This window comes from Streptomyces sp. NPDC020875, from assembly GCF_040641415.1.
Lineage (GTDB): Bacteria > Actinomycetota > Actinomycetes > Streptomycetales > Streptomycetaceae > Streptomyces.
The window spans coordinates 1-14,724 of sequence record NZ_JBFADP010000012.1 but is presented as its reverse complement, the minus strand read 5'-3'; the positions used below and the strand labels follow the sequence as shown (position 1 = coordinate 14,724).

The 14,724-nt window shown below is 72.9% G+C and carries 8 protein-coding genes; 5 read left to right on the top strand and 3 right to left on the bottom strand.

The genetic code is table 11. From position 1 onward, the window contains the following. Positions 1-97: 97 nt before the first annotated feature. From AB0G74_RS09115 to AB0G74_RS09105, 3 genes are all read right to left on the bottom strand, one after another. On the bottom strand, positions 98-2,101 hold the full coding sequence (locus AB0G74_RS09115; RefSeq protein ID WP_361142308.1) for an MFS transporter: 2,004 nt from the start codon (positions 2,099-2,101) through the stop codon (positions 98-100). A gap of 224 nt (positions 2,102-2,325) precedes the next feature. Beyond that, complete coding sequence (locus AB0G74_RS09110) at positions 2,326-3,852, bottom strand: 4-hydroxyphenylacetate 3-hydroxylase N-terminal domain-containing protein (RefSeq protein WP_361142305.1); 1,527 nt, start codon at positions 3,850-3,852, stop codon at positions 2,326-2,328. A gap of 90 nt (positions 3,853-3,942) precedes the next feature. Next, positions 3,943-4,929 (bottom strand): AraC family transcriptional regulator, encoded by a 987-nt coding sequence (locus AB0G74_RS09105; protein ID WP_358826276.1) that lies wholly within the window; start codon positions 4,927-4,929, stop codon positions 3,943-3,945. A 119-nt stretch (positions 4,930-5,048) separates the two neighbouring features. Here AB0G74_RS09105 and AB0G74_RS09100 point away from each other — a divergent pair, with 119 nt between their 5' ends. From AB0G74_RS09100 to glgB, 5 genes are all read left to right on the top strand, one after another. After that, positions 5,049-6,089 (top strand): NmrA family NAD(P)-binding protein, encoded by a 1,041-nt coding sequence (locus tag AB0G74_RS09100; protein ID WP_361142302.1) that lies wholly within the window; start codon positions 5,049-5,051, stop codon positions 6,087-6,089. Between the two features lie 472 nt (positions 6,090-6,561). Beyond that, a complete protein-coding gene (locus tag AB0G74_RS09095; protein WP_361142299.1) occupies positions 6,562-8,550 on the top strand; it encodes an alpha-1,4-glucan--maltose-1-phosphate maltosyltransferase in 1,989 nt (662 codons plus the stop codon). Continuing rightward, on the top strand, positions 8,547-10,283 hold the full coding sequence (gene treS, locus AB0G74_RS09090) for a maltose alpha-D-glucosyltransferase (RefSeq protein WP_361142296.1): 1,737 nt from the start codon (positions 8,547-8,549) through the stop codon (positions 10,281-10,283). Before AB0G74_RS09095 ends, treS begins: the two co-directional genes overlap by 4 nt. 268 nt (positions 10,284-10,551) lie before the next feature. Then, entirely contained in the window at positions 10,552-11,952 is a 1,401-nt protein-coding gene (locus tag AB0G74_RS09085) for a maltokinase (protein WP_361142293.1), read from the top strand. A gap of 312 nt (positions 11,953-12,264) precedes the next feature. After that, positions 12,265-14,550, top strand: coding sequence for a 1,4-alpha-glucan branching enzyme (glgB, locus tag AB0G74_RS09080; RefSeq protein WP_361142570.1), 2,286 nt, complete (start codon positions 12,265-12,267; stop codon positions 14,548-14,550). The last annotated feature ends 174 nt before the right edge of the window (positions 14,551-14,724 follow it).

The following is a 14,724-nucleotide window of genomic DNA, read 5'->3' as shown; positions in this document are numbered from 1 at the left end:
AGGAGCGGGTTCGGATGGGACGGTGGTGCCCGGGCGGCCCCCCGCCGCCCACGGCGCCGGGCGCGCGCCGCACGCCGTCTGCCGCGCGCCCGCGCCCTCACTCCGTGGCGCCGCGGCTCTCCTGACGGACGGCCGCAGGGCCGGTTCCGGGTCCGGATAAGGACCCGGGCCGGGGGGTGGTCGGGCCCCCGGTGGCGGTTTCCGGGCCGGTGGGACCGGTCCCGGTGCTGTTGGAGGTGCTGTCGGGGGCGGGGGCGGAGTCCGGTCCGGGCCGGACTTCGGTGCCGCCGCCGGAACCCGTGCCGGACCTGCGGTCCGAACCGGTGCCCGGCGCGGTGTCCCGCACCGTACCGGCGGACGCCGGGCCGGTTCCGGTACTAGTACTGGTATCGGTACCAGTACCGGCGGGACCGGCGGCGTCCCGGCCGGTCGCGCCCGTACCCGTATCGCCGCCGTCCGGCGTACGGCGTCCCGGTCCACCGGGCGCCCCGCCCGGTCCGGGCGCCGTCACGGGGCGGGGGTCGCGTGGCGAGCCGGGTCGCCCCGGCGCGCCGGGGGCGGGAACGGCGGATGTCGGCGGCTCCTCGCGCGCCGGGCCGTTGGGCGGGGGCGGGGGCCCGGACGGCGTTCCGGGCCCAGGGGTTTGGGTACCCGCGACCGCCGTGCGCAGTCGTACGGACAGGAGCGCGGCGAGCGCCGCGATCCCCGCGCCCGCGAGGAGCGCGTTCCGGAAGCCCTCGGTCTGCGCGGACGCGCCGGAGCCGCCGTCGAGACCGGCCGTGGCGATCGCGACCAGTACCGCGAGCCCGAGTACCGAGCCGAACTGCTGACTGGTGTTCACCAGTCCGGAGGCGAGTCCGGTCTCGTCCGGTGCCGCGTCCGCCGTGGCGGCCACATTGGTGGTGACCATGACCAGCGGCAGGGCCACCCCGAGGAGCAGGCTCGGGGCGAAGACCGTGGAGAAGAAGGTGCCGTCGGAGCGCAGGGCGAGGGCGAGCCAGCCGAGACCGGCGCAGAGCAGCCCGAAGCCGAGGGTCATCGTGGGGAGGAGCCCGAGCCGGGCGATCAGCGCGCCGGTCCGGGGCGCGACGGCGACGACGACCAGGGAGAGCGGCAGCAGCCCGAGGCCCCCGGCCAGCGGCGACTGGTCGAGTACGTCCTGGAGATACAGGCTGACCAGGAAGAACATCGGGAAGAGCGCCATCTGGGCGAGCCCGGACAGCAGATTGGCGCCCCGCAGCACGGGCCGTCGCAGCACCTTCGGCGGTACCAGGGGGTGGGCGATCCTCGACTCGATCACGGCGAAGACGGCGAGCAGGGCGAGCCCGGCCCCGGCGGCGCCGAGCGTACGGGCGGCGGTCCAGCCCGTCTCGCCCGCGCCGACCAAGGCGTACGCCAGCAGTCCGAGGCCCGCGGTGGCGGTGAGCGCGCCGCCGGGGTCGAAGCCCCGGGCGGGGCGCCGGTCGCCGGGGGTCAGCAGCCGCAGCGCCCCGGCGGCGAGGGCGAGCCCGACGACGACATTGAGCCAGAACGTGGCCCGCCAGGACAGCAGATCGGTGAGCACCCCGCCGAGTACCGTTCCGGTGACCCCGCCGAGTCCGCCCATCGCGGCGAAGATCCCGAGCGCCCGATGGCGGCCGGGCCCGGCCGGGAAGAGGGTCAGGAGCTGGGCGAAGGCCGCGGCGGCGGCGAGCGCGGCCCCGGCGCCCTGGGCGGCGCGGGCGGCGATCAGGGTCTCCGTACCGCCCGCGACGGCTCCGGCGGCGGAGGCGGCGACGAGGACCCCGAGCCCGGCGAGATAGAGCCGCCGGTGGCCGAGGAGGTCGGCGGTCCGGCCGCCGAGCAGCAGCAGCCCGCCGAAGGTGATCAGAAACGCGTTGGCGACCCAGGAGAGTCCGGCCGAGCCGGAGCCCAGTTCCTTCCCGATGGACGGCAGCGCCACATTGATGATGGCGGTGTCCATGATGAGCAGCAGCTGGGTGGAGGCGAGCAGGGCGAGGGCGGCCCCGGTGCCCGGTCTTCCCGCGCCGGGCGCGGCGGGCGGGGGCGCCGACGGCCCGGACCCGCGGCCGGGCCCGGTCGAACCTGGTATCTCGTCCACCTCGTCCACCCCGGGTCCCGGGGGTCTCTCCGGGTCCCGGGGTGGTCCGTACCCTCCGGGAGCATCCGACACTCCGTCGGTGGCCGCCGAACCGTCGGTCCCGTTCCGCCCGGTGCCCGCGGCGGGCCCGGAACGCGCCGCCCCCGCCGAATATGCGGAATGCGCGGGTTGTCCGGTCGCCGGGGCGTGCTCCGGCGGCTGCCCCGGCCGGGCCGAGGGGTCGGTCACGGGCGCGCCCCGTCGGCCGCGAAGGCGGGTCCGGACCCGGCGGGATCGGCCCCGGCAACCGTACCCGCGCCGCCCGCGCCGCCGGTGGCGCCCGTACCGCCGCCCGTCAGGTCGTAGCCGTCGAAGCAGGCGCGGGCCAGTCGTTCGCACGCGTCGGCACCGCCCGCCATCGTCTGCATCGACAGATAGACGTGCGGCGCCCCGTGGTAGAAGCGTTCGTACTGCTCGTGCCGGGAGGCGAACTCGGAGCCGAGGGCGTCCCACGCCAGCTTCAGCAGCTTCACCCGGTCCTCCGCCGTACTCCCCGGCGCCTTGAGATACCTCGCCACCAGCGGGCCCAGCTCGGGATGGAGCAGATCCTCGCCCGACGCCGGGAGCTGGATGACCGCGCCGCCCGCGAGTCCCTTGATCTCCTGGACGGCCCGGGGGTAGATCTCCCCGGCCATGATGCGCTGCGCCCAGGAGATCTCGGTCCCGGGCGCGACCCCGCCGCAGCCGCCGTCGACCTGCTCGTACGACGCCTCGGCGGCCAGTACGAACGCCTTGGCCTGGGCGACCATGCCGAGCAGCCGGCCGACGGACTGGGTGACGGCGGGCAGTTCGCAGGTGCCGTTGGAGCGGGTCAGCAGGATCGCGAGACCGGTGAGGAACTCCAGTTTGGTCCAGAAGCGGGTGGCGGCCTGGTGGACGAAGTTGAGATAGGCGGGGGTGCCCCACCACATCGCGGCGGTCGACTCCACATTGCGGTACGTCAGCACCCGCTCCCACGGGACGAAGACGTCGTCGCAGATCAGCATCGCGTCGTTCTCGTCGAACCGGGAGGAGAGGGGGTTGTCGAAGACGCCGCGCGCCCGGCCCTCGTACGAGGTGCGGGAGACCAGCCGCAGCCCGGGGGTGTCGATCGGGAGGGAGAAGCAGAGCGCGTGGTCGACGTCGTCGGGCGCCAGCGGTTCTATGGTGCCGACCAGGACCTCGTCGGCGAAGACCGCTCCGGAGCCGATGGTCTTGGCGCCGCGTACCACGATCCCCCCGTCGCGCTCCTCGACCGCCTTGACCAGCAGATCGTCGGCGCCCGTGCCGGAGCTGGGGTTGGTGATGGTGAAGGCGCAGTAGAGGTCGTTCTCGGCGAGCCGCCGGTGGAAGGCGAGAACGTTGCCGGCTCCGTCGAAGGTGTCGGTGGTGAAGAGCCGGGGCAGCGCCGCGAAGCCGGCCGCGCCGCTCGCCATGTAGTCGGGGGTACGTCCCAGGAAGCCGTAGCTGGCCTCCGCCCACACCTTGTACGCCTGGCGGCGGGCGACCAGGTCCGCGTGGGTGCGGGGGACCACGAACGCGCGGTGGACGCCGTCGGCGCCGAGCACCTCGCGGTGGGCGGGGTCATGGGCCAGGTCGTAGAGGCCCGCCAGTGACGCGGCGGTGGCGCGGAAGGCGGGATGCGTGGTCACGTCCTTGACCCGCTCGCCGTCCAGCCAGATCTCCCGGCCGTCGTCCAGCGCGTCCAGATAGTGCCGACCAGACCTGATCAACGTTTCTCCTCAACAGGAACATACCCCCCGCCCGCACCGAGCCTCGCCCTGTCTCCGGCGGGGGAGCAATGAAAGACCGTCCAGCGGTGATTAAGAACCAGCCAGCCGTTCGGGGACGGGCCGGGCCCCGGTCCGGTACTCGCCGGGGGTCACTCCGTACCACTTCCGGAAGGCCAGATGGAAGCCCACGGCGCTCTGGTAGCCGACCCGCTGGGGCACGGCGGACTGGGGCAGTGACGTCTCGCCCAGCAGCCGGGCGGCCTCCTGCATCCGCCGTCCGGCGAGATGGCGGGCCGGGGCCTCCCCGACGAGTTCGCGGAAGGCGGCGGTGAAGGCGGACCTGGACATGCCCACCTCGCGGGCGAGGGACTCGATCGTCCACGGTTCGGCGAACCGGGTGGAGATGATCACCATCGCCTTGCTGATCCCGGGGTGCCGCAGCAGGGGCAGCGTGGCCGGATTGTCGGCCAGCTCGCGCAGCAGCGGCCGGAGCGCCAGGACCAGCGCCATCTCGAAGGTCCGCAGGGTGACCAGCCGGTCACCGGGGCCGACGGGCCGGTCGGTGGTGGCGAGCAGCCGCAGGGTGTCCCGGAGCAGGGGTTCCTGCTCGACCTGGGAGCGGTCCAGGACCAGCGCCCAGGGCAGCGCCTGGTAGAGCCCGCTGGCGGCGGAGGCGTCGTAGTGCAGTCCGGCGCAGAGCAGCCGGGTCACCGGGCCGCCGCCCTCGATCCGGATCTCCCCGGACGTGCCGGGTTCCCGTTCGGGCAGGACGCTGCCGAGGGCGACGCCGCCGCGCCGGTCGGGGTGGTCGGAGAGCCGGTGCTCGGTGCCGGTGGGGAAGACCGCGAGATCGCCCTCGTGCAGCCGGAAGGCGCCCCGGCCGCCCTGGCCGGTGATCCAGCAGTCGCCCTCGATGATGAAGTGGAGGACGGCACAGCTCTCCTCGGCGTCGCCCTCGATGGCCCAGGGTCCGCGGAGATTCCACCGGCTGTCGAACACTCCGGTGAGCCGCAGCGGCCTCATCAGTTCGCTCAGGAGGTCGTCGCCTTCGGTCTGGGCAGTCTCAACAGAGTCCATTGGACGATCCTTCAACCTCCGACCCGGTTTGTTAATTGATCGGCCGAAGCCGCCGCCGCGAGCCTGGAAGAGCCGTACCCGGCAGCGACCTCAACCTTATCGAAGGGCTCTGGAGACACATGTCCGATCACATTCCGATGCGTGTGGCGGTCGTGGGGGCGACCGGCTTCCAGGGGGGTGCCGCGGCGAGACTGCTCGTCGAGCGCGGCCATCGGGTCCGGACCCTGAGCCGCAGACCGGAGGGGGACCGCCCGGATCTGCCCGGGGTCTCGTTCGGCGGCGGTGATCTGGGGCGGTTCGAGGACGTCCGGCAGCTCTTCGAGGGCGCGACCCACGCGGCGGTCGGGATGCCACTGGTCTACCAGGCGGAGAAGGTGCTGCGGTACGCGCAGAACATCGCCAGGGCGGCCCGTGAGTCGGGGGTCCGGCGGCTGGTCTACAACGCGAATACCCGGGTCCCGTCCAGGACCACCAATGTGGCGGGCTTCGAGACCCGGCGGCTGGCGGAGACCGTGTTCCGCGAGGGGCTGGCGCAGAGCGGCGTCGAGCTGGTCGTGATCCGTCCGCCGGTCTATCTGGACAACCTCTTCAGCCCGTGGAACGGCCCGGCGCTGATGACGGAGGGCGTACTGGCCTATCCGCTGCCCGCGGACGCGGAGATCGCCTGGCTCTCCCACCGCGATCTGGCGGAGGCGGTCTTCGCGGCGCTCACGGTCGACGGGATCGCGGGCCGCTGCTTCGACATCGGCGGCCCGGTGGGGCTGACCGGCGAGAGTCTGGCCGCCGCGTTCGGCCGGGGTCTGGGCCGTGACGTGCGGTACGTGGCCCTGGAGCCGACCGTCTTCGAGCAGGGGCTCTCCCATCTGCTGGGCCCGGAGGCGGCGGCCGGGATCTCCGGGATCTACCACTACATGGCGACGGGCATGGAGCCCGGTCTGCTGGCGGCAGACGCCGGGGTGTCGTCCACGGCGCTGTCGGTGAAGCCGGCCCGGGCCGAGGACTGGGTGGCCCGCCAGCCCTGGCACACCTGGACGGAGACCGGCCCCGAGACCGGCCCGGAGCCCGGACCCGAACCCGCGGCGGCGGCAGCCTCCGCGACGACGAGCACCACCAGCACCACCAGCACCAGTACGGAGACGGAGTCCTCCCATGACGTCTGACGCCCACCCACGCGCCACGGCCCTGTTCCCCAGGGAGCCGAGCTGGGAGTACCTCCCGCGATGAACGGACGGCACCACCGGGACGACCGGACGAACTGACACGTACGACACGACTGAGACGGCTCGAACAGCACAGACGGCTCACCCAGCCTCAGACGACTCAGACGGCGAACCCGAGCCCCCCGGACCACCTCCGGGGGGCTCCGCCGTGTCCGGGGCCCCCGGCCCCGCCGGTTCACCGGTCGCCCCGGGCATTGGGCCCCCCGGGTGAACAGGGACGGGCATTGGTACGGACCGCCCGCGTCCCGGAGCCGCTCTCACCGATCGAGCAGTTACAAATATGGGCAACTAACGCTAAAAACAACACTTCAGGCAATTAGCCCGCCCGTCGGCTCCGCCGCCGGGGGCGTCGCCGTTGCCGCCCGCACCCTCGCCGTCGACCCGCCCGCACCACCACCCCACAGGTGAGCCCATGATCGGCCGTATCCCCGTCACGGACGTCCGTCCTCTCGTCGACTGCGGGCACCGGCCCGCCAAGGCCGTGGTGGGTGAGACCTTCGAGGTCACCGCCACGGTCTTCCGGGAGGGCCATGACGCCGTCGCCGCCAATGTCGTACTGCGCGACCCGGGCGGGCAGCCGGGGCCGTGGACCCCGATGCGGGAGCTGGCGCCCGGCAGCGACCGGTGGGGCGCGCGGGTCACCCCGGACGCGCCGGGGATGTGGAGCTATGCCGTGGAGGCGTGGGACGACCCGGTGGCGGGCTGGCTGCGGGAGGCCGGGATCAAGGTCCCGGCCGGGATCGACACCGAACTGGTCCTGGAGGAGGGGGCCCGGCTGTACGAGCGGGCGGCCGGGGGCGTACCGAAGCGGGACGGCCGGGAGGCGGTCCTCGCGGTGGCCGACGCGCTGCGGGACGGCGGGCGGGAGCCCCGGGCCCGGCTGGCCGCCGCCCGCGCCCCGGAGGTGACGGCGGTCCTGGCCCGCCATCCGCTGCGTGAACTGGTCAGTCTCTCCCGGCCGCTGCCGCTGCTGGTGGAGCGCCGCCGGGCGCTCTTCGGCTCCTGGTACGAGCTGTTCCCCCGGTCCGAGGGCGCGGTGCTCGCGCCGGGCCGTCCGCCGGTCTCCGGCACCTTCCGGACGGCGGCCGAGCGGCTGCCCGCGATCGCCGCGATGGGTTTCGACGTGGTGTATCTGCCGCCGGTCCATCCGATCGGCACCACGCACCGCAAGGGCCCGGACAACGCTCTGACGGCCGGGCCGGACGACGTCGGGGTGCCGTGGGCGATCGGCTCGGCGGCCGGCGGGCACGACGCGCTCCACCCCGACCTGGGCACCTTCGCCGACTTCGAGCACTTCGTGGCGACCGCGCGGGCGCTGCGGCTGGAGGTCGCCCTCGACTTCGCGCTCCAGTGCTCGCCGGACCATCCGTGGGTGACGGAGCGTCCGGAGTGGTTCCGGCACCGCGCGGACGGTTCGATCGCGTATGCCGAGAACCCGCCGAAGAAGTACCAGGACATCTATCCGATCCGGTTCGACGCCGACCCCCGGGGTCTGGTCCGGGAGACCGTACGGATCCTGCGGTTCTGGGCGGCGAAGGGGGTGCGGATCTTCCGGGTGGACAATCCGCACACCAAGCCGGTGGACTTCTGGGAGCAGGTACTGGCCGAGATCGGCCGGACCGACCCGGATGTGATCTTCCTGGCGGAGGCGTTCACCCGCCCGGCGATGATGCGGGCGCTGGCGCAGGTCGGCTTCCAGCAGTCGTACACCTACTTCACCTGGCGGAACACCAAGGCGGAGCTGACGGAGTATCTGACCGAGCTGTCCCGGGAGACCTCCGCCTTCCTGCGGCCGAATCTCTTCGTCAACACCCCGGACATCCTTCACGAGACCCTTCAGCGCGGCGGCCGGCCCGCCTTCGAGGTCCGGGCCGTGCTGGCGGCGACGCTCTCCCCGTCCTGGGGGATGTACGCGGGGTACGAGCTGTGCGAGAACACGGCCCTGCGGGAGGGCAGTGAGGAGTATCTGCGCTCGGAGAAGTACGAACTCCGGCCCCGGGACTGGGAGTCCGCCGCCCGCGAGGGCCGGACGATCGCCCCCCTGATCACCGCGCTCAACCGGGTCAGACGCCGCCATCCGGCGCTCCAGCAGCTGCGGGACCTGCATTTCCACGAGACCGACAACGAGGCGCTGATCGCGTATTCGAAACGGGCGGGGCGGGACACCGTACTCGTCGTCGCCAACCTCGACCCCCACCACACCCAGGAGGGGACGGTCTCGTTGGACATGCCGCGACTCGGCCTCGGATGGCACGAGTCGGCCCCGGTGCGCGATCTGCTCACCGGTGAGACCTATCACTGGGGCAGAGCCGCCTTCGTGCGCCTTGAGCCGGGTGTCACGCCCGCGCACGTGGTGGCTCTGCGACCGTCCCCGCCGATCGGAGGGTCACCCACACCATGACCGTCAACGAACCCGTCCACGACCTGTTCGAGGACACCCCCGAGAAGGACCGCGACCCCGACTGGTTCAAGCGGGCCGTCTTCTACGAAGTACTCGTCCGCTCCTTCCAGGACAGCGACGGCGACGGCGTCGGCGACCTGAAGGGTCTGACGCAGCGCCTGGACTACCTCCAGTGGCTGGGCGTGGACTGCCTCTGGCTGCCGCCGTTCTTCAAGTCGCCGCTGCGGGACGGCGGCTACGACGTCGCCGACTACACCTCCGTCCTGCCCGAGTTCGGCGATCTGGCGGACTTCGTCGAGTTCGTGGACGCCGCCCACCAGCGGGGCATGCGGGTCATCATCGACTTCGTGATGAACCACACCAGCGACCAGCACGAGTGGTTCCAGCAGTCCAGGTCGGACCCGGACGGCCCCTACGGCGACTACTACGTCTGGGCCGACGACGACAAGCGCTACCCCGACGCGCGGATCATCTTCGTCGACACCGAGTCGTCCAACTGGACCTTCGACCCGGTCCGCCAGCAGTACTACTGGCACCGGTTCTTCTCCCACCAGCCGGATCTCAACTACGAGAACCCAGCCGTGCAGGAGGAGATCGTCTCGGCCCTGCGGTTCTGGCTGGACCTGGGCATCGACGGCTTCCGGCTGGACGCGGTGCCCTACCTCTACCAGGAGGACGGCACCAACTGCGAGAACCTGCCGCGCACCCATGAATTCCTCAAGCGGGTCCGCAAGGAGATCGACGCGCACTACCCGGACACCGTGCTGCTCGCCGAGGCCAATCAGTGGCCCGAGGACGTGGTGGACTACTTCGGCGACTACGCCGACGGCGGCGACGAGTGCCATATGGCGTTCCACTTCCCGGTGATGCCCCGGATCTTCATGGCGGTCCGCCGCGAGTCCCGCCACCCGGTCTCCGAGATCCTGGCCAAGACCCCGGCGATCCCGGCGAACTGCCAGTGGGGCATCTTCCTCCGCAACCACGACGAGCTGACCCTCGAAATGGTGACGGACGAGGAACGCGACTACATGTACGCGGAGTACGCCAAGGACCCCCGGATGCGGGCGAATATCGGCATCCGGCGGCGGCTCGCGCCGCTGCTCGACAACGACCGCAACCAGATCGAGCTGTTCACCGCGTTGCTGCTCTCCCTGCCGGGGTCGCCGATCCTCTACTACGGCGACGAGATCGGGATGGGCGACAACATCTGGCTCGGCGACCGGGACGCGGTCCGCACCCCGATGCAGTGGACCCCCGACCGGAACGCCGGTTTCTCCTCCAGCGACCCGGGGCGGCTCTATCTGCCGACCATCATGGACCCGGTCTACGGCTATCAGGTCACCAATGTCGAGGCGGCGATGAGCAGCCCCTCGTCGCTGCTGCACTGGACCCGGCGGATGATCGAGATCCGTAAGCAGAACCCGGCGTTCGGCCTGGGCACGTACACCGAACTGGCCTCGTCCAATCCGGCGGTACTGGCCTTCACCCGGGAGTACCGGGACGATCTGGTGCTCTGTGTCCACAACTTCTCCCGGTTCGCCCAGCCGACGGAGCTGGATCTGCGGCAGTTCGAGGGGCGGCGGCCGGTCGAGCTGATCGGGCAGGTCCGGTTCCCGGCGATCGGCGAGTGGCCGTATCTGCTGACGCTGGCGGGCCACGGCTTCTACTGGTTCCGGCTCCGTTCGGGCGCGGTCGCGGAGTCGGGCGCGCCCGTACGGGTGGCCACCGGCTGACGACCGGTACACCGCGCGGGGCCGAAGCCCCGCGCGCCTCCCTCCCCCCGCGCGCGCCGGGCGCGGGGGGCTTCGTCGCCCGCGCCCCGGCACGCCGGCGTACCCGCCCCGGCGCGAGGGGCACGTACGTCCGAACGAACCGGGTATCCGCGCGCCGCCGGACAGTCGGAGGCGGGATCCGGAACACTCTGGGCATTCGTATATTCGAGACATACAAGACATCTAAGACATACGAGCCGGTCAATCCAGAGGGAAAGGGCGCGATGCCATGTCGGAGGCTGCTGCCACCCGGACCCACGTCGGCCGTCTCCCTCTGCTCCCCTCCCTCGCCCCCCTGCTCCGCGCCTGGCTGCCGCGACAACGCTGGTTCGCCGGAAAGGGCCGCCCCGTCACCGGCTTCTCGCTGGTCTCGGCGGCCGAACTGCTGCCGGTGGCCCCGGCGGGCGCCGGGGGCGCGGCGCCGGGTCTGCTCCATCTGCTGGTGACGGTCCACCAGGAGGAGCCGGGCGCCGCGCCCGGCGCCGTACCGGACTGCTATCAGCTGCTGCTCGGCGTACGGCACACCCTCCCGGCCCGGCTCGCCCCCGCCCTGATCGGCCGCCCGTCCGACGGACCGCTGGCCGGGCTCACCGTCTACGAGGCGCTGCGCGATCCCCGGCTGGCCGCCCTCCTCCTGGAGCGGCTGAACACCCCGGGCGGCACCGGCCCCCTGCGGTTCGCCCGCGCCGACGGCGCCGCCCCGCTGCCCGCCGGGCTGACCGCCCGCCCCCTCGACACCGAACAGTCCAATACGTCCCTGGTCTACGGCGACGCCTACATCCTCAAGGTGCTGCGCCGGATCGAACCGGGCCCGCATCCGGACCTGGAACTGCCGCTGGCGATCGCCCGCGCCGGATGCGACCGGGTGCCGGTCCCCGTCGCCTGGTACGAGTCGGCGGCGGACCGGCCGCACACCCTCGGCGTGCTCCAGCCGTTTCTGCCCGGCTCCGAGGACGGCTGGCGGCTCGCCCTGGACGCGCTGGCCGCCGGACGGCCGTTCACCGACGAGGCCCGGGCGCTGGGCCGGGTCACCGCCGAGGTCCACACGGCGCTCGCCGCCGAACTGCCCACGGTGTCCCTGGGCCCGGCCGAGACCCGGCGGCTGGCGGCCGGGATGACCCGGCGGCTGGACGAGGCCGCGCGGGCGGTCCCGCCGCTGCTGCCGTACGTACCCCGGCTGCGGACCGCCTTCGACGCCTTCGCCGCCGCAGTCGGCACCGGCCCGGGCCGCCGTGCCCAGCGGGTCCACGGCGATCTCCACCTCGGCCAGGCGCTGCGCTCCGGCACGTACTGGTCGGTGATCGACTTCGAGGGGGAGCCCGCCCGGCCGCTGGACGAGCGCCGCGCCCCTCAGCCCACGGTCCGCGACATCGCCGGAATGCTCCGCTCCTTCGACTACGCGGCCCGCACCCACCGCCCGTGGAACCCGGACTGGGCCGAACGGTGCCGGATCGCCTACTGCGAGGGGTACGCCGAGGCGTCCGGCCACGATCCGCGCGCCGAACCGGCGTGGCTGCGCGCCTACGAGACCGACAAGGCCGTCTACGAGGTGGTGTACGAGGCCCGGCACCGGCCCGACTGGCTCCCGGTCCCGATGGCGGCGATCGACCGACTGGCCGCCGTCGGCTGACCCCCGCCGACTCCCCCACCGCCGCGCCGACTCCGCGCCACCTCGTCCGCCCATCGCCCACCGCCCCGCCGACGGCATACGCCGACCGCCCGCCCGCCGAAGGAGACCCGTCCCGTGACCGCCGCCCGCCCCCCGTACGAGGAGACCCCCGGCACCGGCGGGCCCCGTACGCCCGCGCCGCAGACCACCACCACGCGCCCGGCCGCCCGCCCGGCGCCCGCCGCGACCCGCCCGGCCGGGCCCGCGCGCCCCACGGCCCGCCCCCGGCCCGCAGCCCCGGCCCCGGCCCCGGCCGCAGCGGCCGACGACAGCGTGCGGCGCCGCCCGGAAGGGACCGGTACACCGCCCGTGCCGGGGCTCTCCGACGACGACCGGGTACGGCTGCTCTCCGGCGGCCATCACGACCCGCACGCCCTGCTCGGCGCCCACGCGGTCCCCGGCGGCGGCGTGGTCTTCCGGGTACTCCGCCCCTACGCCCGGTCCGTCACCGTGGTCGGCGACGGACTGCGGGCCGAGCTGACCGACCACGGCGACGGCCTCTTCTCCGCCGCCCTCCCGCTCCCCGCCGTCCCCGGGTACCGGCTGCTGATCACCTACGACACCCCCGACGGCCGGGGCGTCCACGAGGTCGCCACGGACGATCCGTACCGGCTGCTGCCGTCCCTCGGCGAACTCGACCTCCATCTGATCGCCGAGGGGCGGCACGAGGAGCTGTGGCGGGCCCTCGGCGCGCATCCGATGGTCCATCAGGGGGTGGCCGGGACCCGGTTCACCCTCTGGGCGCCGAACGCGCGCGGTGTGCGGATCGCCGGTGGCTTCAACCACTGGGACGGCGGCGGCTTCCCGATGCGGTCCCTCGGCTCGTCGGGGGTGTGGGAGCTGTTCGTGCCCGGCGTCGGCGAGGGCACCCTCTACAAGTTCGAGATCACGCGCCCGGACGGTACGCACACCCTGCGGGCCGACCCGATGGCCCGGCACACCGAGGTACCGCCCGCCAACGCCTCGGTGGTCACCGTCTCCCGGTACGAGTGGCGGGACGCCGACTGGCTGGCCCGGCGCGCGGACCGCCCCGCCCACGAGTCCCCGTTCTCGGTCTACGAGGTCCATCTGCCGTCCTGGCGGCCGGGACTGAACTACCGGCAGCTCGCCGAACAGCTCCCGTCCTACGTCAAGGACCTCGGCTTCACCCATGTCGAACTGATGCCGCTGGCCGAACACCCCTTCGGCGGCTCCTGGGGCTACCAGGTGACCGGCTTCTACGCGCCCACGTCCCGGCTCGGCACCCCGGACGACTTCCGCCATCTCATCGACGCGCTGCACCGGGCCGGGATCGGCGTCATCATGGACTGGGTCCCGGCGCACTTCCCGCGCGACACCTGGGCCCTGGCCGAATTCGACGGACGGCCGCTCTACGAACACGCCGACCCGGTCCGCGCCGCGCACCCGGACTGGGGAACGCTGGAGTTCGACTACGGCCGCAAGGAAGTCCGCAACTTCCTCGTCGCCAACGCGGTCTACTGGTGCGAGGAGTTCCATATCGACGGCCTCCGGGTGGACGCCGTCGCCTCGATGCTCTACCTCGACTACTCCCGCGAGGAAGGCCGGTGGACCCCGAACGAGCACGGCGGCCGGGAGGACCTGGACGCCGTCGCCTTCCTGAAGGAGATGAACGCCACCGTCTACCGCCGCTGCCCCGGCGTGGTGACGATCGCCGAGGAGTCCACGGCCTGGGACGGGGTCACCCGCCCCACCGAACACGGCGGACTCGGCTTCGGACTGAAGTGGAACATGGGCTGGATGCACGACTCGCTGGAGTACATGGTCCGTGAACCGGTGCACCGCAGGTTCCATCACCACGAGATGACGTTCTCGATGGTCTACGCGTACACCGAGAACTACGTCCTGCCGATCTCCCACGACGAGGTGGTCCACGGCAAGGGCTCCCTCGTCGGCAAGATGCCCGGCGACTGGTGGCAGCGCCGCGCCAACCACCGGGCGTATCTCGGCTTCATGTGGGCCCACCCGGGGAAACAGCTCCTCTTCATGGGCCAGGAGTTCGCCCAGGGCGCCGAATGGTCGGAGACCCACGGCCCCGACTGGTGGCTGCTCGACCCCTCCTACGCGGCCGAGCCCGACCACCGGGGAATCCGGCTGCTGGTCCGCGAACTGAACACCGTCTACGGACGGACCCCGGCGCTCTGGGAACGGGACACCGTGCCCGAGGGCTTCGCCTGGATCGACTGCGACGCCGCCGAGGACAACGTCCTCGCCTTCGTCCGCTTCGACGCGGCCCGGGAGCCGCTGGTCGCGATCTGCAACTTCTCGCCGGTGGTCCGGGAGTCCTACCGGGTCGGGGTCCCCGAATGGGTGCCCGCCTGGGCCGAGGTCCTCAACACCGACGACGAGCGGTACGGCGGCGGAGGCATCCGCAACGGCGACGGCGAGGCGGCCCCGGTCCACCCGGAACCGACACCGTCCCACGGCCGGGGCTCCAGCCTGGTCCTCACGCTCCCCCCACTGGCCACGGTCTGGCTCCGCCGCGCCGCGCTCTCCGAGGGCGCCGCGTCTCCGACTGCCCCGGCCGCGCAGGGCCGCTGACGCCGGTTCGCGGCTTGGCGCCGGGGCCCAGCGCCTCGGCCCTCCGGGTGAGGCTTACAGACCCGGGTCTCGCCCAGCGACCTGGCGTTGTCGGCGGTCCGCGGCCCGCCTGTGGCTGGTCGCGCAGTTCCGCCCCCTATGCCTTCGGCAATGGGGGGACCCCCAGCGCCTTGG